The organism is Sphingobium scionense, from assembly GCF_014197035.1.
In the GTDB taxonomy this organism is placed as follows: Bacteria; Pseudomonadota; Alphaproteobacteria; order Sphingomonadales; family Sphingomonadaceae; genus Sphingobium; species Sphingobium scionense.
Map to the genome: position 1 here is coordinate 15,227 of NZ_JACIEU010000024.1, position 22,079 is coordinate 37,305.

Annotated in this window: 26 protein-coding genes and 1 pseudogene; 9 read left to right on the forward strand and 18 right to left on the reverse strand. The window is 62.4% G+C overall.

The window, feature by feature from the left end; genetic code table 11:
- The first annotated feature begins 111 nt into the window (after positions 1 to 111).
- Entirely contained in the window at positions 112 to 327 is a 216-nt protein-coding gene (locus tag GGQ90_RS22130; RefSeq protein WP_223178396.1) for a ribbon-helix-helix domain-containing protein, read from the forward strand.
- A 202-nt stretch (positions 328 to 529) separates the two neighbouring features.
- Here the strand turns inward: GGQ90_RS22130 and GGQ90_RS22135 are convergent, their stop codons facing one another.
- The 4 genes from GGQ90_RS22135 to groES all read right to left on the reverse strand — a co-directional run bounded on the left by GGQ90_RS22135 (position 530) and on the right by groES (position 5,949).
- Positions 530 to 2,746, reverse strand: a complete 2,217-nt coding sequence (locus GGQ90_RS22135; protein WP_188083987.1) for an amylo-alpha-1,6-glucosidase — start codon at positions 2,744 to 2,746, stop codon at positions 530 to 532.
- Positions 2,747 to 2,757: 11 nt separating this feature from the next.
- Entirely contained in the window at positions 2,758 to 3,852 is a 1,095-nt protein-coding gene (locus GGQ90_RS22140; protein ID WP_185703852.1) for a glycosyltransferase family 4 protein, read from the reverse strand.
- Between the two features lie 107 nt (positions 3,853 to 3,959).
- Complete coding sequence (groL, locus tag GGQ90_RS22145; RefSeq protein WP_185703851.1) at positions 3,960 to 5,579, reverse strand: chaperonin GroEL; 1,620 nt, start codon at positions 5,577 to 5,579, stop codon at positions 3,960 to 3,962.
- Between the two features lie 55 nt (positions 5,580 to 5,634).
- Positions 5,635 to 5,949 (reverse strand): co-chaperone GroES, encoded by a 315-nt coding sequence (gene groES, locus GGQ90_RS22150; RefSeq protein ID WP_185703849.1) that lies wholly within the window; start codon positions 5,947 to 5,949, stop codon positions 5,635 to 5,637.
- Between the two features lie 286 nt (positions 5,950 to 6,235).
- Here groES and GGQ90_RS22155 point away from each other — a divergent pair, with 286 nt between their 5' ends.
- The 3 genes from GGQ90_RS22155 (at position 6,236) to GGQ90_RS22165 (ending at position 7,097) form a co-directional block, all read left to right on the forward strand.
- Entirely contained in the window at positions 6,236 to 6,475 is a 240-nt protein-coding gene (locus GGQ90_RS22155) for a hypothetical protein (protein WP_185703847.1), read from the forward strand.
- Positions 6,472 to 6,741 (forward strand): usg protein, encoded by a 270-nt coding sequence (locus tag GGQ90_RS22160; protein WP_059150845.1) that lies wholly within the window; start codon positions 6,472 to 6,474, stop codon positions 6,739 to 6,741. The genes GGQ90_RS22155 and GGQ90_RS22160 overlap by 4 nt, the downstream gene beginning before the upstream one ends.
- A 74-nt stretch (positions 6,742 to 6,815) precedes the next feature.
- Entirely contained in the window at positions 6,816 to 7,097 is a 282-nt protein-coding gene (locus GGQ90_RS22165; RefSeq protein WP_185703845.1) for a hypothetical protein, read from the forward strand.
- Positions 7,098 to 7,106: 9 nt separating this feature from the next.
- Here GGQ90_RS22165 and GGQ90_RS22170 read toward each other — a convergent pair whose 3' ends face one another.
- The 5 genes from GGQ90_RS22170 to GGQ90_RS22190 form a co-directional block, all read right to left on the reverse strand.
- Positions 7,107 to 7,739, reverse strand: a complete 633-nt coding sequence (locus GGQ90_RS22170; RefSeq protein ID WP_185703843.1) for a MarC family protein — start codon at positions 7,737 to 7,739, stop codon at positions 7,107 to 7,109.
- 104 nt (positions 7,740 to 7,843) lie between these two features.
- Complete coding sequence (locus GGQ90_RS22175) at positions 7,844 to 8,392, reverse strand: hypothetical protein (protein ID WP_185703841.1); 549 nt, start codon at positions 8,390 to 8,392, stop codon at positions 7,844 to 7,846.
- A 16-nt stretch (positions 8,393 to 8,408) separates the two neighbouring features.
- Entirely contained in the window at positions 8,409 to 8,828 is a 420-nt protein-coding gene (locus tag GGQ90_RS22180; protein ID WP_246428376.1) for an NADH dehydrogenase ubiquinone Fe-S protein 4, read from the reverse strand.
- 118 nt (positions 8,829 to 8,946) lie between these two features.
- Positions 8,947 to 9,468 (reverse strand): Hsp20/alpha crystallin family protein, encoded by a 522-nt coding sequence (locus GGQ90_RS22185; RefSeq protein ID WP_185703837.1) that lies wholly within the window; start codon positions 9,466 to 9,468, stop codon positions 8,947 to 8,949.
- A gap of 84 nt (positions 9,469 to 9,552) precedes the next feature.
- Complete coding sequence (locus tag GGQ90_RS22190; protein ID WP_188083988.1) at positions 9,553 to 10,026, reverse strand: Hsp20 family protein; 474 nt, start codon at positions 10,024 to 10,026, stop codon at positions 9,553 to 9,555.
- A gap of 369 nt (positions 10,027 to 10,395) precedes the next feature.
- Here GGQ90_RS22190 and GGQ90_RS22195 point away from each other — a divergent pair, with 369 nt between their 5' ends.
- Genes GGQ90_RS22195 through GGQ90_RS22205 form a run of 3 tightly spaced genes read left to right on the forward strand, consistent with a single transcriptional unit; the run spans position 10,396 to position 12,654 of the window.
- A complete protein-coding gene (locus GGQ90_RS22195; RefSeq protein WP_246428377.1) occupies positions 10,396 to 11,115 on the forward strand; it encodes a Bax inhibitor-1/YccA family protein in 720 nt (239 codons plus the stop codon).
- A gap of 16 nt (positions 11,116 to 11,131) precedes the next feature.
- A complete protein-coding gene (locus tag GGQ90_RS22200) occupies positions 11,132 to 11,794 on the forward strand; it encodes an HdeD family acid-resistance protein (protein WP_185703833.1) in 663 nt (220 codons plus the stop codon).
- Positions 11,795 to 11,811: 17 nt separating this feature from the next.
- Positions 11,812 to 12,654, forward strand: coding sequence for a trypsin-like peptidase domain-containing protein (locus tag GGQ90_RS22205; RefSeq protein ID WP_246428378.1), 843 nt, complete (start codon positions 11,812 to 11,814; stop codon positions 12,652 to 12,654).
- A gap of 8 nt (positions 12,655 to 12,662) precedes the next feature.
- Here GGQ90_RS22205 and GGQ90_RS22210 read toward each other — a convergent pair whose 3' ends face one another.
- The 5 genes from GGQ90_RS22210 to GGQ90_RS29410 form a co-directional block, all read right to left on the reverse strand.
- On the reverse strand, positions 12,663 to 13,733 hold the full coding sequence (locus GGQ90_RS22210; RefSeq protein WP_185703831.1) for a PAS domain S-box protein: 1,071 nt from the start codon (positions 13,731 to 13,733) through the stop codon (positions 12,663 to 12,665).
- A 465-nt stretch (positions 13,734 to 14,198) separates the two neighbouring features.
- Positions 14,199 to 14,723 carry an MFS transporter gene (locus tag GGQ90_RS29400; protein WP_246428382.1) on the reverse strand — a complete coding sequence of 175 codons (525 nt, stop codon included), beginning with the start codon at positions 14,721 to 14,723 and terminating at the stop codon, positions 14,199 to 14,201.
- Positions 14,681 to 15,217, reverse strand: a complete 537-nt coding sequence (locus GGQ90_RS29405) for an MFS transporter (protein WP_246428384.1) — start codon at positions 15,215 to 15,217, stop codon at positions 14,681 to 14,683. The genes GGQ90_RS29400 and GGQ90_RS29405 overlap by 43 nt, the downstream gene beginning before the upstream one ends.
- A gap of 185 nt (positions 15,218 to 15,402) precedes the next feature.
- Positions 15,403 to 15,735 carry a helix-turn-helix domain-containing protein gene (locus GGQ90_RS22220; protein WP_185703829.1) on the reverse strand — a complete coding sequence of 111 codons (333 nt, stop codon included), beginning with the start codon at positions 15,733 to 15,735 and terminating at the stop codon, positions 15,403 to 15,405.
- Positions 15,713 to 16,147, reverse strand: coding sequence for a type II toxin-antitoxin system RelE/ParE family toxin (locus GGQ90_RS29410; protein ID WP_380814559.1), 435 nt, complete (start codon positions 16,145 to 16,147; stop codon positions 15,713 to 15,715). Before GGQ90_RS29410 ends, GGQ90_RS22220 begins: the two co-directional genes overlap by 23 nt.
- A gap of 415 nt (positions 16,148 to 16,562) precedes the next feature.
- Between GGQ90_RS29410 and GGQ90_RS22230 the strand changes: the two genes are divergently transcribed.
- Positions 16,563 to 16,766 carry a helix-turn-helix transcriptional regulator gene (locus GGQ90_RS22230; protein ID WP_185703827.1) on the forward strand — a complete coding sequence of 68 codons (204 nt, stop codon included), beginning with the start codon at positions 16,563 to 16,565 and terminating at the stop codon, positions 16,764 to 16,766.
- A 60-nt stretch (positions 16,767 to 16,826) separates the two neighbouring features.
- On the opposite strand, the gene GGQ90_RS22235 is transcribed toward GGQ90_RS22230, so the two are convergent.
- Positions 16,827 to 18,077: a tyrosine-type recombinase/integrase gene (locus GGQ90_RS22235; protein WP_185703825.1), complete on the reverse strand. Its 1,251-nt coding sequence runs from the start codon at positions 18,075 to 18,077 to the stop codon at positions 16,827 to 16,829.
- 1,337 nt (positions 18,078 to 19,414) lie between these two features.
- Between GGQ90_RS22235 and GGQ90_RS29095 the strand changes: the two genes are divergently transcribed.
- Positions 19,415 to 19,795, forward strand: a complete 381-nt coding sequence (locus tag GGQ90_RS29095; RefSeq protein ID WP_223178399.1) for a hypothetical protein — start codon at positions 19,415 to 19,417, stop codon at positions 19,793 to 19,795.
- A 411-nt stretch (positions 19,796 to 20,206) separates the two neighbouring features.
- Here the strand turns inward: GGQ90_RS29095 and GGQ90_RS22240 are convergent, their stop codons facing one another.
- From GGQ90_RS22240 to GGQ90_RS22250, 3 genes and pseudogenes are all read right to left on the reverse strand, one after another.
- Positions 20,207 to 20,716 carry a hypothetical protein gene (locus GGQ90_RS22240; protein WP_185703823.1) on the reverse strand — a complete coding sequence of 170 codons (510 nt, stop codon included), beginning with the start codon at positions 20,714 to 20,716 and terminating at the stop codon, positions 20,207 to 20,209.
- A pseudogene (locus tag GGQ90_RS22245) lies at positions 20,713 to 20,901 on the reverse strand (N-acetylmuramidase domain-containing protein); the annotation flags it as partial. The pseudogene GGQ90_RS22245 and the gene GGQ90_RS22240, both read right to left, overlap by 4 nt.
- 555 nt (positions 20,902 to 21,456) lie before the next feature.
- Positions 21,457 to 21,996, reverse strand: a complete 540-nt coding sequence (locus tag GGQ90_RS22250; protein ID WP_185703821.1) for an AAA family ATPase — start codon at positions 21,994 to 21,996, stop codon at positions 21,457 to 21,459.
- Positions 21,997 to 22,079: the final 83 nt, after the last annotated feature.

Consider the following 22,079-nt stretch of genomic DNA (forward strand, 5'->3'; position numbering starts at 1 on the left):
CCGCGTCCGTCAGACCGCATGGCGCGGCCCAAAGGACTATCCGATATCGCTTAATAAGCTAGGAGGGGCTATTTATCAATAACCGATATCCCTTATTGAACTTGCGATTGAATGGGCGTCATGGCCGGTTACGAGACTTCCATGGGAAGACCGCCGCTTGGAGTGAAAACAACCGTTGTTCGCCTGCCTGATGGATTGGCAGAGCGAATAGACGATCTTATCGGCCCTAATCGGCGCGCACAGTTCATCCGCAACCTTGTGGAGAAGGAGGTCGAGCGGTTGGAAGGTGAGCGTGAGGCAAAATCTGGCAAGCCGTCTTCGACCTGACGGAAAACCTTCAATGCGCGGTTGTCGGTCACTTCGCCAAGCCGGCGGTGATTTTCGGACACTTCTGGCGCTTACCAATCCTCGCAGCATCTTGATTTGCGGGATAGCCGCAGAAATCTGCGGTTCGTGACCGAAATTGATGTGATTTTTGTCACTCGGACGGAGCGACACGGCGTTGGGCAGCACGGTGTCGCTCCTGCCCTTACGTCAACGACAAGACGCGCACGTTGCCGATCCGGTCGGGCACATCGACCATGACTTTGCGACCGGAGCGGCGCAGCACGACATCTGCTTGGCCATTGCCTACTTGGATGTGGCGAATGAGCAACTCATCGAGATTCCCCGGCAATGTGGGTTCGGCGAACAATATCCGCTCGGCCTGGGGATCAAAACTCAAGCCTAGACAGGATTGAAGCAGGAACAATGGCGCTGCGGCTGCCCAGGCCTGGGGGACGCATGCCACGGGATATAATGTCGGTCCCTGAGCCGGACGGCGCGGGAAACCGCAAAACAGTTCGGGTAACCGCCGCAGGTCGACATAGGTCGAAGCAGCCATCAGCCCCTCGAAAATCAGGGCAGCCTCCGCCCGGAAGCCATAACGAGCGAAGCCGGCCGCGATCAGGGCGTTGTCATGCGGCCAGACCGAGCCGTTATGATAGCTCATCGGATTATAGCGCGCCTCCGTCGTGGGGATGGTGCGAATGCCCCATCCGGAAAAGGAAGAAGGCGACATTAGAGCCTCGATCAGGCGCGGGACGCGTTCCTGCCTGGCCAGTCCCGTAAACAGGACCTGACCCGCGTTGGAAGAGCGAACCCGGCACGGTCGCTTGTCTCCGTCCAGAGCCAGAACGTAGGTGCCAAGCGCCTCGTCAAAGAAGGCGCGGTCGAAGCGTTCCTGAAGCGCCGATGCCTTCTCGCGGAACATTGCCGCCTTGTCGCTGTCAGCGAAGCTATCGAGGATTGTCGCCGCCGCCATCCAGGCGCCATAGACATAGGCCTGCACCTCAGCGAGGGCAACCGGTCCTCGGGCGAGGCTTCCGTCCGCATGAAAGACGGAGTCGTAACTGTCTTTCCAGCCCTGATTGGCAAGTCCCTGATCGGTATATCGGCCATATTCGACATAGCCATCGCCGTCCCGATCGCCGTGGTTGTCGATCCAGCCAAGCGCAGCTTCGATTTGAGGCCAGATCGAACGGATGAAGCCAAGGTCGCCGGTCCGCTCGAGATATTGTCCGGCGAGCATGATGAACAAGGGTGTGGAATCGATGCTGCCATAATAATGACGAAAGGGCACCTCACCTAATATGGCCATCTCGCCGCGGCGAACCTCGTGCAGGATCTTGCCGGGCTCCGCATCGGCATCGGGATCGAATGCAGTCGCCTGATGCGCGGCCAGAAAAGAGAGCACACCGCGCGCTATTCCCGGATCGAGCCACAGCATCTCCATTGCGGTGATGATCGAATCCCGGCCGAACACTGTGCTGAACCAGGGAATCCCGGCATAGGGAAACGGTCCATGCTCGGTATCCGTCACCAGCATATATGTGTCAGCTACGCAGCGACGCAGCGTCTCATTGACGGTCTCGTTGGAGGAAACCAGTGATGCTGCGCGGCCGGAGGAACGTTGCAAGGCTCGCCGGGCCTGACGCATCGACTGGGCGAAGTCCTGCCGCAGATCCAGGTTTTGCTCCACTTGTCCGCAGCGAATTCGGATCAGCAGTGTCTGCCGTTCCTGCGGCGCGAGCGTCAGGGTGAAGACAGCGTGGGCAGCAGCCAGTTCCTGCGGCAGCGGCGCAAAGCGGAGGGACGTCTCCCGGACCATGCCATCAAGCCCTTCATAGGCAAGAACGACCTGGTCCCGGCCGATCTGCGGCGCGCGCAGATGGCCACGGGCGTCTCGGCTCGTTCCCCTGACCTCGAACAGATCCAGGAAATCGGCGCCAAACTCCAGCCTCAGGCTGATGGAATGAGCCTTGTCGTCATAGTTGCAAATGGTCAGCCTTTCGAACAGGCTAGCATCCCATAGAAAGCGCGTGCGGCGGATATGGATCAGGTCATGCTTTAGCCCATGACGGCCATCTGATCCGGCAAAATCCGGATTTGTAAGATCGCATGTCAGGGTGGCATTGTCGTCGCGCAGGGCCGAACTGAGAAGAATCGGCCGCGCGCCATCCTCCATGGTCAAATAAAAATGCGAAAGATGGCGTGTATCGCGATGATATAGGCCTTCGGGACTACCTGGGCCACCGATTGCATCGCCGCTATGATCGAAAAGCGCGAATGTATCTCCGTGCTTGAGCGTACGAGGCCTTCTTTCATGCAACGAGGCGGTTGCGGGCACAAAGAATTGAGCTGGCGCCCGGGATATGGTGTCAGATTGCGGCTGTAGGCTTGGCCGCCTTTCGACAATCGCGTGCATGACAGGCCTCCTCAGGCGACGACCTGCAGGTCCGCGCTCTCCCCCAGTAGCCGCCGATAGCGTGCGGCCTGCATTCGGGAGCCGGGCAGATTGCGGTACAGATCGAGATAGTCGGCGGCCATGCGGCCCGCAGAGAAGCGGCGTTCGAACGTCTCGCGCACGCGCTGGCGATCAAGGCCGTCGAGATGCGATACCGCCGTCACCGCCTCCTCAAGCGTATCGACGATGAAGCCAGAGACGCCGTGATCGATGACTTCGGGGACCGAGCCGCAGCGAAAAGCGATTACCGGCGTCGCGCATGCCATCGCCTCGATCATCACAAGGCCGAAGGGTTCGGGCCAGTCGATCGGAAACAGCAGGGCGCGCGCATTTCCCAGAAACTCGGCCTTCTGTCGCTCGTTGATTTCCCCGATGAATTCGACGTTGGGCGACACCCGGATCATCGGCTCTATCACTTTTTCCCAATATTCGAGATCTGCCTGGTCGACTTTTGCGGCGATCTTCAGCTTCATGCCCGCGGCGGTTGCGATTGAGATAGCACGGTCGGGTCGCTTCTCGGGCGAGATGCGCCCGAGGAAAGCGAGATAGTCGCCTTTGGGTTTGATCGTGGCCGGCAACAGGTTGCTGGGAAGCCCATGATGAACCGTGCGCACCCAATTGACCGGCGGCATGGGGCGCCGCTGGTCATTGGAAATGGAAACCAGCGGCAGGTCAGGGAATGCGCGGTAAAAGGGCTGCAGATCAGGAAGATCGAGCCGCCCGTGCAATGTCGTCACTGTGCGCCCGGCAAAATCGGCCACCATTGGAGCGTGCAAGAGGTCAATATGGAAGTGAAGCACGTCGAATTCGTCGGCGCGGCGGCGGACTTCCTCGAGCAGGACCATATGATGGGGAAGAGGATCCTTCACCCCCGGGTCTAGCCGCAGGGCCGTTTCGCAAGCCGGCACGAGCCGCGCACTGGTCTGGGAATCCCCACTTGCGAAGAGCGTGACATCGTGTCCCTCCCGCACCAGTTCTTCGGTCAGATAGGATACGATACGTTCGGTGCCGCCATAGAGTTTTGGAGGGACGCTTTCGGCAAGCGGTGCAATCTGTGCGATCTTCATAGTCTGGTTCTCCCTGGATGCCGGCCCGGCAGGGGAGATCGACGAGCCCCTGCCTGCCGATTGCAACGGAAAGTCGGGGCCGGCTCGAGCGCCGGCCCCGATTAGGGTCAGTAGTCCATCGCCGGCATCGGCGCGGACTTATCCTCTTTTGGTAGCTCGGCGACGAGCGCCTCGGTCGTGATGAGCAGCGAAGCGACAGAGGCGGCGTCCTGCAGCGCCGTGCGCACTACCTTTGCCGGATCGATCACGCCCGCCTGGACCAGGTCCTGATACTCGGCGGTTGCGGCATTGAAGCCCCAGTTATAATCAGAGCTCTCCAGCAACTTGCCGACGATATAGGCGCCATCCTCACCGGCATTCTCGGCAATCTGCCGCGCCGGTGCGCGCAGCGCCCGGCGGATGATGTCGATGCCGGACTGCTGGTCGTCGTTGGCGGCCTTGAGGCCATCGAGCGCCTTGATCGCGCGAAGCAACGCGATGCCGCCGCCCGGCAGGATGCCTTCCTCGACCGCGGCCCGCGTCGCATGGAGCGCGTCATCGACACGGTCCTTCTTCTCCTTGACCTCGACCTCGGTCGCGCCGCCGACGCGGATCACAGCGACGCCGCCGGCGAGCTTGGCCACGCGTTCCTGAAGCTTTTCCCGGTCGTAGTCGCTGGTAGTAGTCTCGATCTGCTGGCGGAGCTGCGAGACGCGGCTGTCGATATCGGACTTCTGCCCCACGCCGTCGATAACGGTTGTGTTGTCCTTGTCGATCACCACCTTCTTGGCCCGGCCGAGCATGTCCACCGTGACAGTCTCGAGCTTGATACCGAGATCCTCGGAGACAACGTTGCCGCCGGTCAGGATCGCGATATCCTCCAGCATCGCCTTCCGGCGATCTCCGAAGCCCGGCGCCTTGACCGCGGCGATCTTGAGCCCGCCGCGCAGCTTGTTGACGACGAGCGTCGCGAGCGCCTCGCCCTCGACATCCTCGGCGATGATCAGCAGCGGCCGCCCCGACTGCACGACCTTCTCGAGCAGCGGCACGAGCGCCTGCAGGTTCGAAAGCTTCTTCTCGTGGATCAGGATGTAGGGATCGTCGAGCTCGACCTTGAGCTTCTCGGCATTGGTGATGAAATAGGGCGAGAGATAGCCGCGGTCGAACTGCATGCCCTCGACCGTTTCGAGCTCTGTTTCGAGGCTCTTCGCTTCCTCGACCGTGATCACGCCTTCGTTGCCGACCTTCTCCATTGCCTCGGCGAGGATACGACCGACTTCCTCGTCGCCATTGGCGGAGATGGTCGCAACCTGCGCGATTTCGCTGTTGGCGCCGACCTTTTTGGCGTGGCTCTCGAGATCCTTGACGACCGCGTTGACCGCGAGATCGATGCCGCGCTTGACGTCCATCGGGTTCATGCCGGCGGCGACAGCCTTCGAGCCCTCGCGCACGATCGCCTGGGCGAGCACGGTGGCGGTGGTGGTGCCGTCACCCGCCTTGTCGTTCTGCTTATTGGCGACTTCGCGCAGCATCTGCGCGCCCATATTCTCGAACTTGTCGGCAAGCTCGATTTCCTTGGCGACGGTGACGCCGTCCTTGGTGATGCGGGGTGCTCCGAACGACTTTTCAATGACGACATTGCGGCCCTTCGGACCCAGCGTCACCTTCACGGCATTGGCCAGCGTATCGACGCCGCGCAGCATGCGGTCGCGTGCGTCCGACGCGAACTTCACTTCCTTGGCAGCCATCGCTGCTACTCCTTTCTATGTCCTTCCTGAATGTTCGAGGGATAAGGGCGGTCGATCAGGCCGCCTGCTTGAGAGGCACGACATTGTCGATCACGCCAAGGATGTCGCTCTCCTTCATGATGAGCAGATCCTCGCCGTCGATCTTGACCTCGGTGCCCGACCATTTGCCGAACAGGATGCGGTCGCCGGCCTTGACGGACAACTCCACCAACTGGCCGCTGTCGTCGCGCGCGCCGGGGCCGACGGCGACGACCTCGCCTTCCTGCGGCTTTTCCTTGGCGGTGTCGGGAATGATGATGCCGCCCGAGGTCTTCTCCTCGGCTTCGATGCGGCGGACGACCACACGGTCGTGCAAGGGGCGGAAATGCATGGCAAAACCTCCAGATGCAAAACGGGTTGTGATGTACCTGCCGGCTCTCTGGACGACAGGTTCGCGTGAACTAGGAAAAGAGATTTTCGGGTTCAAGAGGGCGAATGAATTTTTGGCACTCATCTTCCTAGAGTGCCAATACAGCCCTTTTCAGCAACATGCCTTTTCAGCAACATGCCGAACGTCTTCCCTCTTGACGCAACTCCGATCAGCCCCAAAATCTCGAGCGGCGTGTGGCGCTGCCCACGCATGAGAAAGGAGCGACACAAGGAAAGGAGCCACGGCCATGTCGCAGCCATTTTCCCGTTTCCTGCACCCCTTCGACGTTGCGCACCACCCGAACCTGGAGCCGGAAGTCAAACGCGCCATTCTCGCCTCCTGGGCGTCCGATCGCGCGGCGGTGAAGGACCAGCCAGCGCTGCGGAAGCCGCCCGGCGCGAGGCGCGCCGTGCCGATCGACGAGGTCTTCGCTGCCATGCGATCCCTCGATGAACCGCCGCAGACCGACGGGCGATCACTACAATGAGCGACCGGGGCTTCATCGCGCAGCTGGAGGGCTATGGTCTCACCACAGCCGAGATCCATTATTACCGGCCCGATGCGCCGTCGCTTCTCCAGCTGTTCACTTGGCAGGAGTATGATCTGGCACCTGATTTCCCCGTGCTGTTCGATTTTCTCGACCATTGGCGGCGTGAGATCGAGGCCGCACTCCATTCGGTCCGGATCGCCCATGGCCGGCTTATCGGACCCACCGAATGGCGCGCGGTCGATGGCATCATCCCCCTCCCATGACGCGCGGTCTTGGCTAGCGCTGGCGCAGGCGAGGCGGACGGGCGGTCCGCCTCGTCCTCGCCTTCGACGACATCATGGAATTCGCGCTCGCGCTGCTGTCGGTGCCGCCCGACGAGCTGGAAGCGCTGGACTGGAGCTTTGCCGATCGCAAGCGGCTCCTTGATCATTTCCTGCGCTCGGGCAAGGCAGCCCAGCGCATTTCACGCGATGTGCTGGCGCAAAGCCCTATCACGCTGCGGTTGCCGCGACGGGACCTTGCGCCGCTTCAGCGCTTCGCCCGCCGCGAACTGCCCAAGGCCGCTTCCAACGCCGCCATGCTCGACCGGGTGATTCGGGTGCTCGACGAGGCCGCGTAGCGGCTGGATTCAGCCGGCGAGGAATGGCGCGGCCGCGAGGCCATCGAAGATGAACTGGACGGCAAGTCCGGCGAGAAGCACGCCGGAGATCCGGCCCACAACGTCGGCGCCGGTGCTACCGAGTAAGTGGACGAGGCGGTCGGCGGCGAGCATCGCCAGCCAGGTCAGCACTATGCAGGCGACGATCATCGCGAGCACGCCGCTCCCCTCGATCAAGCCCTCGGTGCGGCCCATGACCAGCACGGCGGCCGAAAGGCTGCCCGGACCCGCAATTAAGGGAAACGCCAGCGGAAAGACCGCGATGTCGCCAGGCCCTTCGGCTTCCCGGCGCTCGCCTTCGCTGATCGACGAGAGTCCTGGGCTGGAAAAGGTGAGTGTCAAGGCCTGGAGAAACAGGAGCACGCCGCCCGCCACGCGGAATGCCGGCAGCGAGATATGCAGGAGCGAAAGAACGACGCCGCCCGCCACAGCGAACAGCAGCAGCACACCGGCAGCGATCGAGACGGAGCGCGTGGCAAGGCTGATCCGCTCGCTGCGGTGAATTCCAGCCGTCAGGCCGGCGAAGACTACCGCCGTCTCGATCGGACCGATTGTGACGAGCAGGGTGATGAAGCTGGAGAGGATACCGGCTGATATGTGCATGAGCTAAGCAACTGGAGACTGGTAAAGGGAGCGGCGCCAGCTCCGCTCCCTTATGATTCAGACGACTTTGAACAACCCGCCGCGTTGGCCGCCAGCAGACTGCATCATGTTCGGCGCAGCGCGTCGGTTCGGTTCGGATGGGCGATCGTTGCCGACGGCGCTTCGCGGCAGTCACCGGAACTGTTCGACACGACCTTGGGTTGCTCCCCCGAGCCAAGCGAGGTGACCTGAACGCTTCGGCTGCAGGCGCTTCCCCCATTGGTCGTCGAGACGAAGCTGTAGCTAACGGTTCCCGGAGGCAGGCTGCGCAGCGCCGTCAGGTCGATCTTCCCGTCATCGGCCATTGCCAGGAGCGGCAACGCGTGCACCTGACGCATCATCATCTCGCTCTGCCGGTCCATGTCGGCCGCGATCCGATCGAACAGGGCGAATGGGGCCGCCTCCAACGGATCGAGCCATGCGATCGGTGCCAGGCTGGAGGCCGGCGCGACCGTCACTTTCGGCGCGACATCCCCCTGATATTCTATCCGGGCGACCGTGCCGTCCGGCAGGCCGACCTTCATCACATGACTGTTGTGGCTCGCCGCCAGCGCGGTGCCGATGGCGGCGACCGCCGCCACCCCGGCCAGGACGGCTGCACGAATTTTTCGCATCTATCGTCTCCTCTGATCATGCTGAATGTGGAGATGCCATCACGCCGCCCCCCGCCATTCCCGAGCCCTGGGCGTTTTTAAGTGCGGCCGGATACTGGCCGCAGCATCGCGCGTGCGGGCCCGTGGGCCAACAGCACAACGGCGGCGGCGCTTGACCGGTGAGGCGAGGCTGGCTGGATCGACCCGATTGCGGCGCTCCACGAACCTCGAACGGCACATTTTCGCGCCGACAATAGCGCTCGGCCGCTTCGCGGTCGGGAAAGCGAAGCTCGATCTGCGCGAGCGGATCGCCACCGCCGGTCCATCCGGTCAGCGGATCGATGCGCGGGCGCCAGCGCTCCGCGAAGCGCAGCCGCCATGTGCCTTCCCGCGCGCGACCGGCCTGGTTGACCCGCATCGGCACCGGCTCGATGATTGCGAGGGCATCGCACGGCAAGGCGCTCGCATGGCTAGGGCCAGATCTGCGATTGTCATTGGCGGCGAGCGCCCTCGCCTCGCGCCAAGTCGCAACCGGTTGGAGGCTCGGCCCGGGACCGAGGTCCCGGGCCTGCCCGTCATGCCGCCTTGCCAATGACTGGGATGCGGCGGATATTCTCGTTCGCCGCCTCCGTTTTCGGCAGGGTGACAGTCAGTACGCCGTTCTTGAAGCTGGCGTCGGCCTTGTCACGATCGACGCCCTTCGGCAGGCCGATGCGCCGCTCGAAGCGGCCATAGCTGCGCTCGGTATAGCCGCGCCCCTTGTCCTCGACCTGGGACTTCTTCTCGCCGCGCAGCGTCAGCACGCCTTCCTCGACGGTGATTTCGACGTCCTTTTCGTCGAGGCCGGGAAGTTCGGCTGTGACCCGGATTTCCTCATCGGTCTCGGCGAGCTCGAGGTTCGGCCAGGAAAGACCGCGGTCGAAGCCGCCGAGCGACGGCACGCCGAAGCCGCGGAAGACATCGTCGAACAGCCGGTTCACCTCGCGGTGAAGCGAGAGGAGCGGATGGGTATTGTCGTCACGGTCGCGCTCGGCGCTGACCGGGACGGGGAGCCGGTTTTCCTGCCGGCTCCAGGGAATGAGATCACGAAAAGCCATGATGGTCATCTCCTTTTCTGGCTGGAAGGGGCAAGGCCTGCCGGCCCGCTGGGGGGCGGCGCCGGCAAACCTTTTGATCCGGGATCAGGCCGCTTTGCGGGCCTTATCCCTGGGCGCTTCGATCCGATCCTGGGCAACCTTCCCGCCAGCGATCTCGATCCGGCGCGGCTTCATCGCCTCGGGCACCACGCGCTTGAGCGCGATGCTGAGCAAGCCGTTCTCGAAGCTGGCCTCGCCCGCTTCGACGAAGTCGGCGAGCTGGAAGCGCCGCTCGAACGCGCGGGCGGCGATGCCGCGATGCAGATATTCGCCCTGGCCCTCGTCATCGGCGCGCTTGCCGGTGACGGTGAGCAGGTTCTGCTGCGCCACCACCTCGATGTCCTCGGGGCGGAATCCGGCGACCGCAAGCGTGATGCTGTAGCTGTCCTCGCCGTCCTTGAGGATGTCGAAGGACGGATAGCCGTCGTCCTCGCGCGCGCCTGCCTCGAGCAGGTTGAAGAGGCGGTCGAAGCCGACCGTGGAGCGCCTGTAGGGCGCGAAGTCGAAGTTGGTTCTCATTTCCAAATCCTCCGTTTGAGCAATTTGGGCATGAGATGCGCCGGAAAGAGCCGACGCTCTCATGTGTCCCACCGGACCCGGTTCGGCGTCCGGCGACAAAGACCTAGTAAGCCGCAAACAGGTTTCAAGAGAAAAAATTCGCGGTGCCAGCTCGCCGACCAATCCGCTTTTCGAAGACTGATGCACCTCGAAAGCCCCCTTGAAATGGCCGTGACAAAAACAAGATTAGGCCTGCGGACCGGGCCCCTCTGACGGCGGCTGTTCCAGCCTCCGTGATGTCGGACCGCATCGAGTGCGCTCGGTGCAGGATCGCAGGCTTCACGCCGAAGCCCCGAGTGCCTCATCAACTTGGATACAATGGAGTGAGGCATGAAAACACCTTTTACATACCCGCCTTCGTCGGCGCCTGTGACAGGCGCAGCCGTCTACGACGGGGGCCTGCGCCGGCACATGCTCGGCGTCTATCGCAACATGGCGCTGGGCCTTGGCATCACGGCGCTCGTCGCGCTGCTGGTCGCGAGCACGCCCGGCCTCTATCAGCCGATCTTCGGCACGCCGCTCAAATGGGCGGCGATCTTCGCGCCGCTCGCCTTCGTGCTGTTCTTCTCGTTCCGCGTGGAGCGGATGACGATCGCACAGGCCCGGATGGCCTTCTACGCCTTTGCGGGTGTAATGGGCGTGTCGATGGCGAGCATCTTCCTCGTCTTCACCGACACCAGCATCGCACTGGCCTTTGCGAGCGCGGCGGCGGTGTTCGCGGGCATGAGCCTGTGGGGCTACACCACCCGCATCGACCTGTCGCGCTGGTCGACCTTCCTGATGGTCGGCCTCATCGGCGTCGTCATCGCCAGTCTGGTCAACCTGGTCGTTGGTTCCTCGACGCTCCAGCTCGTCTTCTCGATCGCCGGCGTGCTGGTGTTCACCGGCCTCACCGCCTGGGACACCCAGCGGCTGAAGAGCGAGTACCTGGCCTATGCGGGCAGTGAACGCGCCGACAAGCTGGCGGTGATGGGCGCGCTGTCGCTCTACCTCAACCTCATCAACCTGTTCCAGCTGCTGCTGGGCCTGTTCGGGCAGCGCGAGGAATGACGGAGGAGGTCGATCCATGACGAACATGTCGGCGACAATTCTCCATACCGGTGCGGGCAGCGACGCCCGCGCCGGCGCTTCGCTGCTCGGTCGCAACTGGGGCTGGTTTGCGGTCCGCGGCGTCCTCGCCCTGCTCCTGGGCGTCGTTGCGATCCTGTTTCCGGTGAGCGCGCTGTTCGCCTTCACCATGGTCTTCGCCGCCTATGCCGGCGCCGACGGCCTGCTCTCCACCATCGCCGGCGTGAGGGGCGCTACCGCCAGGGAGGAGCGGTGGTGGGCGCTCGTCCTGCGCGGCGTGATCGGCATCGCGGTCGCCGCTCTGTTCGTGCTGATGCCCTTCGCCGCGACGGTCAGCTATGCCTTGGTGACGCTTGGCATGCTGAGCGCCTGGGCCATTCTGGCGGGTGTGCTGGAGATCGCGCCGGCGGTCCGCCTGCGCAAGGAGATCGAGGGCGAGTGGCTGCTCGGCCTGTCCGGCGCGCTCTCCATCATACTGGGCCTCGCTGTGCCGGTAGCACTCGCAGTGAACCCTCTCGCCACGATCCTGTCGGTCGCCTGGGTGATCGCGATCTACGCAGTCGTCGCGGGCGTCGTGTTGATTGGCTTCGGAGTGCGGCTGAGTCGGCGGCAGGGTGCGCCAGCCGCCAAGCCGCCGGAGTCGAAAGAAGATCGGCTGTGAGCACAGGCGGACCGCGCTTGCGTCTGCCACGCAGCTGGCTCGTACTGCTGGCGGCAACCGGGCTCGCGTCCGGCGTCGCCGGCGGCTTGGCCGTGGCTTGGCTCGATGCCGAAGGTAAAGCGCCTATCGCCGCGGTGAGAGCACCGATTTCGGTCGATGCCGTTCCGCTCAATCGGCTCACGGTAGCGCCGCTGGTCGAGCGCGTCGCGCCGGCCGTGGTCAACATCGCGGTGCTGCAGGCGTCGCCTTATGCGCAGAACCCGTTGCTGCGCGATCCCTATTACAGGCTCTTCCTCGGTGTCCCCGACGAGGCGCTGGCACCGCGCATCTCGGCAGGCTCGGGATTCGTCGTCGATGCCGCCCGAGGCCTGGTGGTCACCAATCATCATGTCGTCGAAAATGCCCATGCCATCGCGGTCCGTCTCGGCGATCGTCAGGTCGAGGCCGAGTTTCTCGGCAGCGATCCGCGCACCGACATCGCCGTGCTGCGAATCCCCGCGCGCGGATTGAAGCAGATCCCGCTGGGCGATTCCGAAAGCACGCAGGTGGGCGACTATGTCGTGGCGATCGGCAATCCGTTCGAGGTGGGCCAGACCGTCACCGCGGGAATCGTCAGCGCATTACGCGCGCCGTCCGAAGGAGGTCCGCGCTATGTCCAGACCGACGCCCCGATCAATCCCGGCAATTCTGGCGGCCCGCTCATCAACATGCGCGGCGAGGCGATCGGCGTGAACAGCGCGATCATCGCTCCGGCCGGCGGCAATGTCGGCATCGGCTTGGCGGTGCCGTCACGCATCGCGCGCGAGGTGATCGAGCGCATCTCAGGTGCGCGTCTGCCCGGGCCGACGGAACTTAGATAAGGACTAACTTAGATAAGGGCTGACGTGCCCAGGCGCTCGCGCGCTATTGTCACAACGATCCGCACACCGTCCGGCTGCCATTCGCGCTCGATATCGCCGCCGAGCTGTCCGGTGGCCAGTCGCTCGAGCTTGCTTCCGAACCCCTCCTTTTTCGGCACTTCCTCGACCAACGCTCCGCGTTCGTCCCAAATCAGCGACACGGTATCATCTTCGACGATGGCTTCGATCGTGACGGCCCCCGATGGCGATGACAGCGCCCCATGTTTGGCGGCGTTCGTGGCAAGCTCATAGAAGATCAATGCGAGTGCCGTAACAGCCGCTCCGGCAAGGTCGAGGTCGCCGCCGACGATCCGTATGCGGGGGTCATCGCCCCCGGTCTGATAAGGCGCGACGATGGTCTCGAGCAGGGCATGCAGTCCTACGGAATCGCCGGCGCCGGCGCGAGGGGTTTTCGATATCGTAAGTGCATGCGCTCGCGCCAATGCCCCCAATCGCTCCTGCACTATGGTGGCCAGTTCCTCCGCGCTGCTGACCTCACTCGAGCTCATGCGGATGAGGCTGGCGGAAAGCGTGAACAGGTTCCTGATGCGATGGTCCATCTCGTGAAGCAGCAGCCGTTGCTGCTCCTCGGCCTGTTTGCGCTCCGAGATGTCCCGCGCGATCGTGGAGGCGCCAATGACCGTGCCGGCGGGGTCGCGGAGCGGCGAGACGCTGAGCGAGATATCCACCAGACTTCCGTCTTTGCGCCGCCTCACGGTTTCGTAGTGCCGTACGCGCTCGCCGCGGCGCAGGCGGGCCAGGATCGGCGCTTCCTCGTCCTGTCGATCGTAGGGCAGAAGAAGCGTAATCGACTTTCCGATGATCTCGGGCGCGGAATAGCCGAACAGGCGCTCCGCTGCCTCGTTCCAACTGGTGACGATCCCGTCGAGATCCTTCGTCAGAATGGCGTCATCCGAGGATTCCACGATCGCGGCGAGATGTGCTGCGGCATCGTGCGTCCCACCCGGCCGAACACGTGAATGATCGGCCGCCGATGCCGAGCGGGCAGGGCCGAGACCGATTTCATCAACGCTACTCATCTTTGTTGCCGCTCATCGAAGTGGATTTCATCCGTTTGACCGCGGGATGTGGCGCGCACGGCGGCGACTGTGTTTCAAGCGCCTTGAGCCAAATCCGCATGGTAATTTCGACTCGCGCCGAGGCCGCAGAGTCGGACGCCACCTCGGGAGTCGACGACTTTGGCTAACAAAAACAAGCTCGCCGGGCAACTGGCGACGTATCATGTGCACAGTGCAAGCTGCCAAACTCTCGGAGGAAGACGATGTGTCGCGCTGGCTCGGGGGAGCGAAGGCCCACCCTGTCTTTGGCGCGTGGCCTTGCCGGCTAAGCCGACTTGTATGCCGGAAGCCGCCATTTCATCGGCTTAGGCCGTCATTTCGGTGATGCACAGAAATCAGGTCAATCCCAGTACTTCTATGCGTTGGCGGATGCGGCACTCCATCGCCCATTGAACATCCGCCACCCGATTAGGCCCGCACCGACGCCTAGCAGGCCGCCGACGAGATACGCGGATGGCGCATAGTTTGACACGAAGAAGCACCGGCGACATAGCCACCGATGACGGCGGTACGCGTCACCGCACCATAGATCGCTGCGACCTTGCCATGATCGGCGGGCGAGCATTCCGATTGAAGCAGGGTGCGGACAGCGACATTGTGGATACTGTTCGCCCCGCCGCCCAGGATGAAGGCGACAGCGACGATCGCAAATCCAATCGGTGCGAGGCCGATCAACAGCATCGTCGCGCCCATGACAGCGGCCGTGCCGAACGCGGCCAGGCCAATCCTATGGCCGATGGCCCGTTCGGCCAGAGCAGCGCCGATCAGCATCCCGCCTGCCCATAGCGCCGTCAACACGCCGAAGGCAGTCGGCCCGCTTCCCAGCGTCACCATGACGAGGAAGACGAAAGCAACGTCAGCAATGGCGGTCGCGAACACTTCAAGACTGAGCGCGCCCGTCACCACCATCAAGCGTCGATTGCGGAGCAGCGGTAGATAGTCCGCGAACAGGGTTTGTTCTTCCTGATCGCCCGGCTGCGCTTGCGGCTTAGGCCGCTCGCCATCACGACAAGCGCCAGAAGAGCAAAACTGACGGCATCGGCCAAAAGAGCATTGCCTGATCCGATCCAGCCCACCAGCACGCCGCCAGCGACAGGACCAGCGAGCATCCCAAGGCTGCGGACTATTTCCAGAAGGGAATTGGCGCGCGCGAGCGTCATTCCCAACCCATTCGCCAGCACCGGAATCAGCGCGAATGTCGCAGCACTGCTGATCGTGAACAGCACGCTCAACAGTGCTGCCCCTACGAGGGTAAACATGGGATAGTGGGCGATGAGCGTAATCACGCCAGCTTGCAGAGCCGATGCCATGACTAGAATGCAAGCCGCGTCCCGGCGGTCGATCAGGCGGCCCGCATAGGGCGCGGCGATGAGACCGGGCAGCAACTCCGCGATCAGCAGCATAGGCACCGCATAGGCGGACGCATTCTCGGCGGTACGGAACATTAGCGTCAGCAGCGTGATTTCGTCGCCAATGGTCGAAATCGTCAGCGCGGCAAGGACCAGCCATCCCCAGCCTTGCCGGAACTCAACGTCGACTCAATTCACCTTCCACACTAGCCAGCTCGTTGCGGGATTATTCTGCACAGACAAGATCGCAACCGACAATCAGGTGAATCCGGCACGAGGGGCTACGCGACCGCCTGCAATCCCTTGCGCTGGATGATCGACAGCAGGCGCAGGGCAGGGCCACCGGGCCGCTTCACGCCGCGCTCCCAATCGGACACGAGATTGCGCGAGACATTGAGATACGCGGCAAACACCGGCTGCGAGACATGCTCGCGCTCGCGGATCGCCCGAATTTCATCGCCTGCCATTGCGGGGGCGGGAGAAAGGCACGCCTCGTCAAAGGTACGCAGCGTCGCACGCGATACCACGCCCGCGTCATGGGCGTCGCTCATCATCTCATGAATCGCGCCCGCGATCTCGCTAGGATAGCTCTTATCCTTCACCGTCGTTCCCATCGTCTATCTCCAATAGCGTTCCCGACACCACCAGCCGGTCCAGTTCCTCTGCGCTCCATTCCAGCGCCTCGGTCGCTGCATTACGCAGCAAGGCCAGGTCGGCTTTCGATATGTTCGCCTGCGCACTCTTTGCGAACCCGAAAGCGAATATCGCCCTGTCACCCTGTTTGAACAGGATCAGCGTGCGATAGCCGCCTGACTTGCCCTGTCCGGTGCGCGCGCCCCGCTGCTTGATGACGCCGCCGCCAAGGTCGGCATCCACAAGGCCACTTTCCGCGCGCTGCACCGCCTCACGAAGCGATGCATCGGCAATCCGCTCCTTCCGCGCGAAGCGCTCGAACCATCCATTCTTGAAAATGCGGGCGATGGCGGTTCTCCTGCTTCTTCTGCGATATATAACACAAAGCGTTATAGTGCAACGCCGATGGGATAAGTCGATACCGCTTCGGCCTTCTTGACAGGGGACAGGCCGCGAGTGACCATGAGTTCCTGCTTCATCACGCTGCGAAGGTGGTCCTTTCAAAGGAGCATCCCATGATCGACTCGGCCTAGCGCCTTCTGGCTGTCCCCCGGACCGGGGCGGTTGCGAAGGCTGCGCATGAGATTTTGGTACAGGCTGGGAAAAAATGTGCGCTGATCCTCGTCAGTGAAGAGCCTGCGCCAAATTCCGCCGTCTTCCGCCGCTGACCGCCGATTGCCGCCAGCGTCCACTATAACCTCCGAGCTTGGCTGCTTGTGCGCCCGGAACGCTCTTGTCCAGGACGGCAAGGCATTCATTGCTCGTGGCCGGGGGCGCGTGCAACATCCTGATTTGAAGAGACTGCCCCATGAACAATAGCGATCGTATCATCCGAATGAAAACCGTTCTGGCCCGCACCGGGCTTTCCCGCACGACGCTCTATCGCAAGATGGGCGAAGGCACTTTCCCACGGCAGGTGAAGATCAGCGTCCACGGCGCTGGTTGGCGGGAGTCCGCCGTCAACCGCTGGATTGCCGATCCGGTAAGCTATCGGGAAGAGTTGGGCGTTTGATCCTGCCGCCGTGCCCTTATCTCTTTTTGGCGAGGGCACGGCGACATTTGGTGGCTGCGATCAGGCCGCTTGGCTTTTCGCTTTGCCGAATTTGCCAGTGACGATCTTCTGGCCGTCGCGCAGGACATCGAGATGGTCGGACCAGTGCTGCATCATCCGCACGCGCTCATCCCAATATTCGCCACGCGTATAGGCGCGGCGCACGGCGTTGCTGCCGCAATGGGCAAGCTGGCGTTCGATCGCGTCGGCATGCCATAGTCCCATTTCATTGAGCAGCGTCGCCGCCATCGCCCGGAAGCCGTGGCCGGTCATTTCATCTTGCACAAAGCCCATGCGGCGCAGGGCGGCGTTGATGGTGTTCTCCGACATGGGCCGATCCACCGAGCGGAGCGACGGGAACAGGAACCTGCTATAGTCCGCATCATGCTCGATGGTTTCGAGGATCGCCAGCGCCTGCCGGGAGAGGGGGATGGTGTGCGCGCGGCGCATCTTGGTCTTGTGCGCCGGGACGGTCCATAGCGCCTTGTCGAAATCAAAGTCCGCCCATTCAGCATAGCGGAGTTCGCCCGGACGGACGAACACATGCGGGAGCAAACGCAGCGCCGCCTTAGTGTTGGCGAAGCCCTCGAACGCCTCGATGGCCCGTAGCAGTCCTCCCGCATTGTCGGCGTTGGTGATCGCGGCCCTGTGGACGGGCTGAGGCGCGATCAGGGCGCCGCGCAAGTCGGCGGCCACGTCGCGCTCCGCGCGAGCCGTGGCGATGGCGTAGCGGAATATCTGGCTGCATGTGCTGCGCAGGCGCTTGGCTGTCTCATAGCGGCCCTTGCCTTCCATCTTACGGAGCATGATCAAGACCTCCTGCGCGGTGATGGCGGTGACAGGGCGCTTGCCCAACGATGCATTTATGAAAGCCAGGAGCCAGCGCAGCTTTTTCATCGTGACAGCGGAGCGGCCTTCGCGTTCAACCTTCACCAGCCATTCTTCGGATACGGCCTTGAAGCTGTTGGACGCGGCCACGGTAGCGGCAATGCGATCCAGCCTGATCTTCTCGGCGGGGTCGTCGCCCTTCGCTAGCACCTTGCGGGCGGCGTCGCGCTGCTCCCGGGCGTCGGCAAGGCCGGTGTCGGCAAGGCCGGTGTCGGGATAGACCCCGAAGGCCAACGTCTTCTGCTTGCCCATGTGGCGATAGTTCATCCGCCAATAGCGACCGCCATTGGGCGTCACATAGAGGAACAGGCCATCGCTATCGGTGAGTTTATAGGGCTTGGCTTTGCCCTTGGCGTTTTTGATCGCAGCGGCAGTAAGCGCCATGATGGTATCTCCTTTTGGGGGAGGGCCGCGCTACCATCAAACATACCATCAACATGCTGGTATCCGGTGGTCCAGGACCGCTCCGTATGGGATACCTATACCACGAAAAACCGCAGAAATACGCCGTTCCCGGCACTTCCTGAAACCCTCTGGGGGAGAGTTTTGGTGACCCTACGGGGAATCGAACCCGTGTTTCAGCCGTGGAAGCATTTTACAGCACAATTGGGCGGCCCCCAGCTATGACCTAAGGTGCCGCCCTCTGTCCGAGGATGGATATACAGGGAATTCGGACAGGAGTTTGTTTTAGCAAATATAGAGTGCAGATCGAGCCTGTTCGTCTCAGCATCAAAACGACTTACCTTGCAGCCGCTATGCGCGAAGGATATGCGGACGACCTGCCGCCATTTGCCGTGTGCTCCGAGGCGGCGTCACTACCCTACGCCGTTATGGCATAGGGCCTTTGGGCATCGGTCGCTCGGGCATCCACCTTGCGGCCGACATCGGCGGCGCTTATACTTAAGCGGATCCTGACCGGTATTTGCAATCGGTTGGCCGGTCAGGATCACCCCATACCGATCACCAGTAACTGCTCGGGCCTAGGCCACCGGGCGCAGATACTCCGGCAAACCATGATCCTGATGATCGCGGCATTCGATGCGCGGGGTGGCGCTGTACGTGCTGAACTGCTCAAGCGGTAAGGCTGAACCACATTGGCAGCATTCCGCCATCATGCGTCCCACAAGCCACTGTTCGCCCCTACATCCAGGGCATCTGTTACGTTCGCCAACATGGTAGAGAGCGAGATAGTGAGACCCGAAGGTCGCTTGAAACGAACGGCTTTCGTGCGTCTGCATAAACGTTCCCCAACTATGATCTGAATTAAGGAACGGTCCGTCGGACAACATTGTTGCATGAACAAACCGACAGGCGACGAAGAACGTACCCCACCGTAGCGTCAAATCGAGAATATTTATTTCAAACACTGTATGGCGGGGCGGGCGTCGTTTGGCTTTCCATGGCACACTCGCTATCCAATTCCTGCTCCTGGCGCGGTCTAACGTTGGCGCGACACGTGTCAAGGCGCCGCATTTCTCGTTGTCATCCAGCGAGCGAATCCCTACCTATATGTGGTCCCTGATGGAGCTTGCCGCCGCGGCGCCTGTCAGGGACACCCTTTTAGCCATTGTGCGGACTGTGTAAGAGGGGCTGACCTCGGCGCCATTCAAACCTCCCGAATGTGTGCTTGCAACAGCCGCGCCGGGGTCGCCTCGCGCATCGCTGTTCACGGCTGCAGCAATAAAGTCCCGGCTCGCAGGGCTTGGCCGGGCCTCGTCTCCATGTTGCATCTGGCGTCAAAGCATCGGTTGCGATACGTTGGTTTAGCAAGCGGTGACCCGCTTGCCATCTCCGCCTGGCTCGCCCTGCTATCGGGGCGGGCTTTTTTTGAATTGCGATGCCCTTTTGGCGGTGACACACAGAAAAACGAGGTGACCATGATATCCGTCTCCCTCATACCATGGCAGCCGATGGAGCTCCTACCGGAAGACAGGAAGGATGGTCGGCGACTTCTGCTTTGGAACCAACTGGGCACCTCTGTCGCAGCTTGGGACAATACGGAAGGCGCCCAAGGTTGGTGCCTGGCTTTTGGCGGCCTCCCCGCCGGAAAATTCCCGGTAGTTGCTCCGTCGTACTGGTCGGACATCAATCCGCCGGTTTGACTGCTTCAACTGCCCGAATATATAGGGACCGTCCCTGGCGCTGTTTCAAGGCATCGCGGCCAGATACGCGTCAGGGGCACCCGCGCGAGCATAAAGGCAGTCTCGACATCGCGCTTCGGACCTGTTCTACCGCAGAGCGTCCCGCGATTCGGTTTTAGACTGCCCGGCCCGTTGGATACCCCGTCTGCAGTTCAACGCGTAGCGACCCGCCTGAGGCAGACGGGGTTACCCTTGAACGTCTTCTTCATCACGACTATTTTGGCGCCGTTCCGGGCGAGGTTCAACGTCATCGCGGGGCGCGCCAGGAACACCTTCTCGTGATGGGTCTAGCGCCGCCACTGCGGCGCTGCTACCTGAGAACTGAGCCCGGCGTGCACCCTTATTTCCCCCCGAAATACAGCTGCGTCGGGTTCACTTTTCTTCGATCGACAATGCCGAAGCCCTCGCTGCCTCAAGCCGCGCAGTGTTCTCCGCACAAATCAGCGCATCAGCCTGCGGGATCAGAATGTTCCCTGCAAGAATGATGGCACCTCCACCGGATCCGTCAACGCCTTGGGCGGCTTCGGAGGCGCCGGGCAGATCGGTTCTGCCGCCCGAACGCTGAGCGGCCTGGTAGCGCAGGACGGCAGCGCTGTAGCGAGCAGACAGAACAGCATAGCGCGCATCGGCTTCATCGGCCCTGACAGCATCTTCGGCTTCCTTCATCATCTTCGCCGACAGGGCATCGGCGGTTGCCTCAGCCTGGGCGCGTTGATAATCCTTGCGGTCGCTGGCTCTCCCCAGCCTTTCCGTCTCCAGCTCTGCGACGGCAGACTGGAGGCGGAATGTCTGAACGGTCGCACCCATGCCGAGCAGGGCAATCGCCAGTGTGGCGCCGATCGCGGGCCAGTAGCGACGCAGGATGGCGGCGATCTCGATCATGCCACCTCACTCCGCTTGGCATATGCCTTAGCCAGCTTCTCGTCATACTTGTTCTCGCTGTAGGCGGTGCCATTGTAGCCCTTGGCAAACGCCGCCCAGTCCGCGCTTTGGAGAGCGGTTTTCAAGCCTCTGCCGAAGATGAAATTGACGAAGGCGTCGGGCTGATCGCCTTCGGTGCGGGATTGCCGCCAAGCAAAAGACCACGGGTCCGGCGCATCAGGTCACGCCCTTTCTTTCCCCGCGCATGTTGGCAGGCGAAATCGAAAGGCGGGCGATATCGACGTGCTTGAGTTCCATGGTCTTTACTCCTCTTCGCATCATCCCGGCCCCGGAATGCGGGGTGGGCGGCAAGAGCGCACCGGCAGGCGCGGCGACAGAGGCGGACTGCACCCGTAAGGGCTGGAACGAAGAGGAAGACCCGGCGCAGCCGGGTTGCGGGCCGCCGCGACGCGCCTGGAGGGAAGTGACGACCACACCGCTTGCCGGAGCCGGTTCACGCCATCGCGCCCAGGCGCGATGTCTGCATGCGAGTGGCGCAGCCACTTCCCGCGTCAGCGATCGTTACGCCGGAAGGTGCCGAGACGGCGCATAGCGCTGGCTCGGTGGAGCGCAGCGGAATAGAGCGTGGCCAGCGCCCCGGTGCTGGGACGCCCATGCTTACCGTCGAATCATGCGAGCCAAGGAGTCCAATCCCGACGACCGGGAACAATGGATCGATAGAGGTTGCTTCAGGCAGCCGGTTATGCGTCGATCCGAGACTGGATGAAGGCTGCGCGCTTCTCGACGGATACAAGCGGCAAATGGACAAGCTGATAGCCTAGCGACGTGTAGGCATGCACCATGGCCTCGAATGTTGCCTTCGCTTCATCTTCGCTCTGCTGCCGTTCGGTATCCTTTTCGTAAATTGCAGGCCAGTGAGGCGCGATGAAGACGCGCTCGGCGTAGCGCAGAACTTCTGCGGCATGCATCAGAGCGACCGGAACGTCGAGGCCGCAAAGCTGAAGATAGCCCACGATATCGGGAAGGCCCCGGTCGAAAATCACCTGTCCCTGAAGAGCGCCAGCCTCCTTGTAGGCATGTAATTCCCGGGTAAACATCTTGGCAGCAAACGCAGCGCGATCGGCCCACGGCAAAGCGCTCCCGTCATTGGCGACCTCATCTCTGATGATCGCCCGCCCCGTCTCCGGCATGCAGTGAAAGCCTTGGGTGGACAGAAATTGGATCAGAGTGGTTTTGCCGGAACCTGGTCCGCCCGTGATGATGTGGAATCGTCCGGACATACGCCGTATCTCTCAGCCTCCTTCAGCTTCGCGTTCATGAGTTTGACGCCGGCGAACCGGCGAGACAGCCGTGCCACCGCATT

Bases quoted from the DNA above. Each gene is read 5' to 3' on its own strand.
- groES (WP_185703849.1), bottom strand. From the start codon at position 5,949: ATGCATTTCCGCCCCTTGCACGACCGTGTGGTCGTCCGCCGCATCGAA.
- GGQ90_RS22160 (WP_059150845.1), top strand. From the start codon at position 6,472: ATGAGCGACCGGGGCTTCATCGCGCAGCTGGAGGGCTATGGTCTCACC.
- GGQ90_RS22175 (WP_185703841.1), bottom strand. From the start codon at position 8,392: ATGCGAAAAATTCGTGCAGCCGTCCTGGCCGGGGTGGCGGCGGTCGCC.
- GGQ90_RS22135 (WP_188083987.1), bottom strand. From the start codon at position 2,746: ATGCACGCGATTGTCGAAAGGCGGCCAAGCCTACAGCCGCAATCTGAC.
- GGQ90_RS29095 (WP_223178399.1), top strand. From the start codon at position 19,415: ATGTTGCATCTGGCGTCAAAGCATCGGTTGCGATACGTTGGTTTAGCA.
- GGQ90_RS22230 (WP_185703827.1), top strand. From the start codon at position 16,563: ATGAACAATAGCGATCGTATCATCCGAATGAAAACCGTTCTGGCCCGC.
- GGQ90_RS22195 (WP_246428377.1), top strand. From the start codon at position 10,396: ATGAAAACACCTTTTACATACCCGCCTTCGTCGGCGCCTGTGACAGGC.
- GGQ90_RS22130 (WP_223178396.1), top strand. From the start codon at position 112: ATGGGCGTCATGGCCGGTTACGAGACTTCCATGGGAAGACCGCCGCTT.
- GGQ90_RS22200 (WP_185703833.1), top strand. From the start codon at position 11,132: ATGACGAACATGTCGGCGACAATTCTCCATACCGGTGCGGGCAGCGAC.
- groL (WP_185703851.1), bottom strand. From the start codon at position 5,579: ATGGCTGCCAAGGAAGTGAAGTTCGCGTCGGACGCACGCGACCGCATG.
- GGQ90_RS22240 (WP_185703823.1), bottom strand. From the start codon at position 20,716: ATGATCGAGATCGCCGCCATCCTGCGTCGCTACTGGCCCGCGATCGGC.
- GGQ90_RS22165 (WP_185703845.1), top strand. From the start codon at position 6,816: ATGGAATTCGCGCTCGCGCTGCTGTCGGTGCCGCCCGACGAGCTGGAA.
- GGQ90_RS22210 (WP_185703831.1), bottom strand. From the start codon at position 13,733: ATGAGTAGCGTTGATGAAATCGGTCTCGGCCCTGCCCGCTCGGCATCG.
- GGQ90_RS29405 (WP_246428384.1), bottom strand. From the start codon at position 15,217: ATGTTCCGTACCGCCGAGAATGCGTCCGCCTATGCGGTGCCTATGCTG.
- GGQ90_RS22250 (WP_185703821.1), bottom strand. From the start codon at position 21,996: ATGTCCGGACGATTCCACATCATCACGGGCGGACCAGGTTCCGGCAAA.
- GGQ90_RS22235 (WP_185703825.1), bottom strand. From the start codon at position 18,077: ATGGCGCTTACTGCCGCTGCGATCAAAAACGCCAAGGGCAAAGCCAAG.
- GGQ90_RS22155 (WP_185703847.1), top strand. From the start codon at position 6,236: ATGTCGCAGCCATTTTCCCGTTTCCTGCACCCCTTCGACGTTGCGCAC.
- GGQ90_RS22170 (WP_185703843.1), bottom strand. From the start codon at position 7,739: ATGCACATATCAGCCGGTATCCTCTCCAGCTTCATCACCCTGCTCGTC.
- GGQ90_RS22140 (WP_185703852.1), bottom strand. From the start codon at position 3,852: ATGAAGATCGCACAGATTGCACCGCTTGCCGAAAGCGTCCCTCCAAAA.
- GGQ90_RS22185 (WP_185703837.1), bottom strand. From the start codon at position 9,468: ATGGCTTTTCGTGATCTCATTCCCTGGAGCCGGCAGGAAAACCGGCTC.
- GGQ90_RS22190 (WP_188083988.1), bottom strand. From the start codon at position 10,026: ATGAGAACCAACTTCGACTTCGCGCCCTACAGGCGCTCCACGGTCGGC.
- GGQ90_RS22220 (WP_185703829.1), bottom strand. From the start codon at position 15,735: ATGGGAACGACGGTGAAGGATAAGAGCTATCCTAGCGAGATCGCGGGC.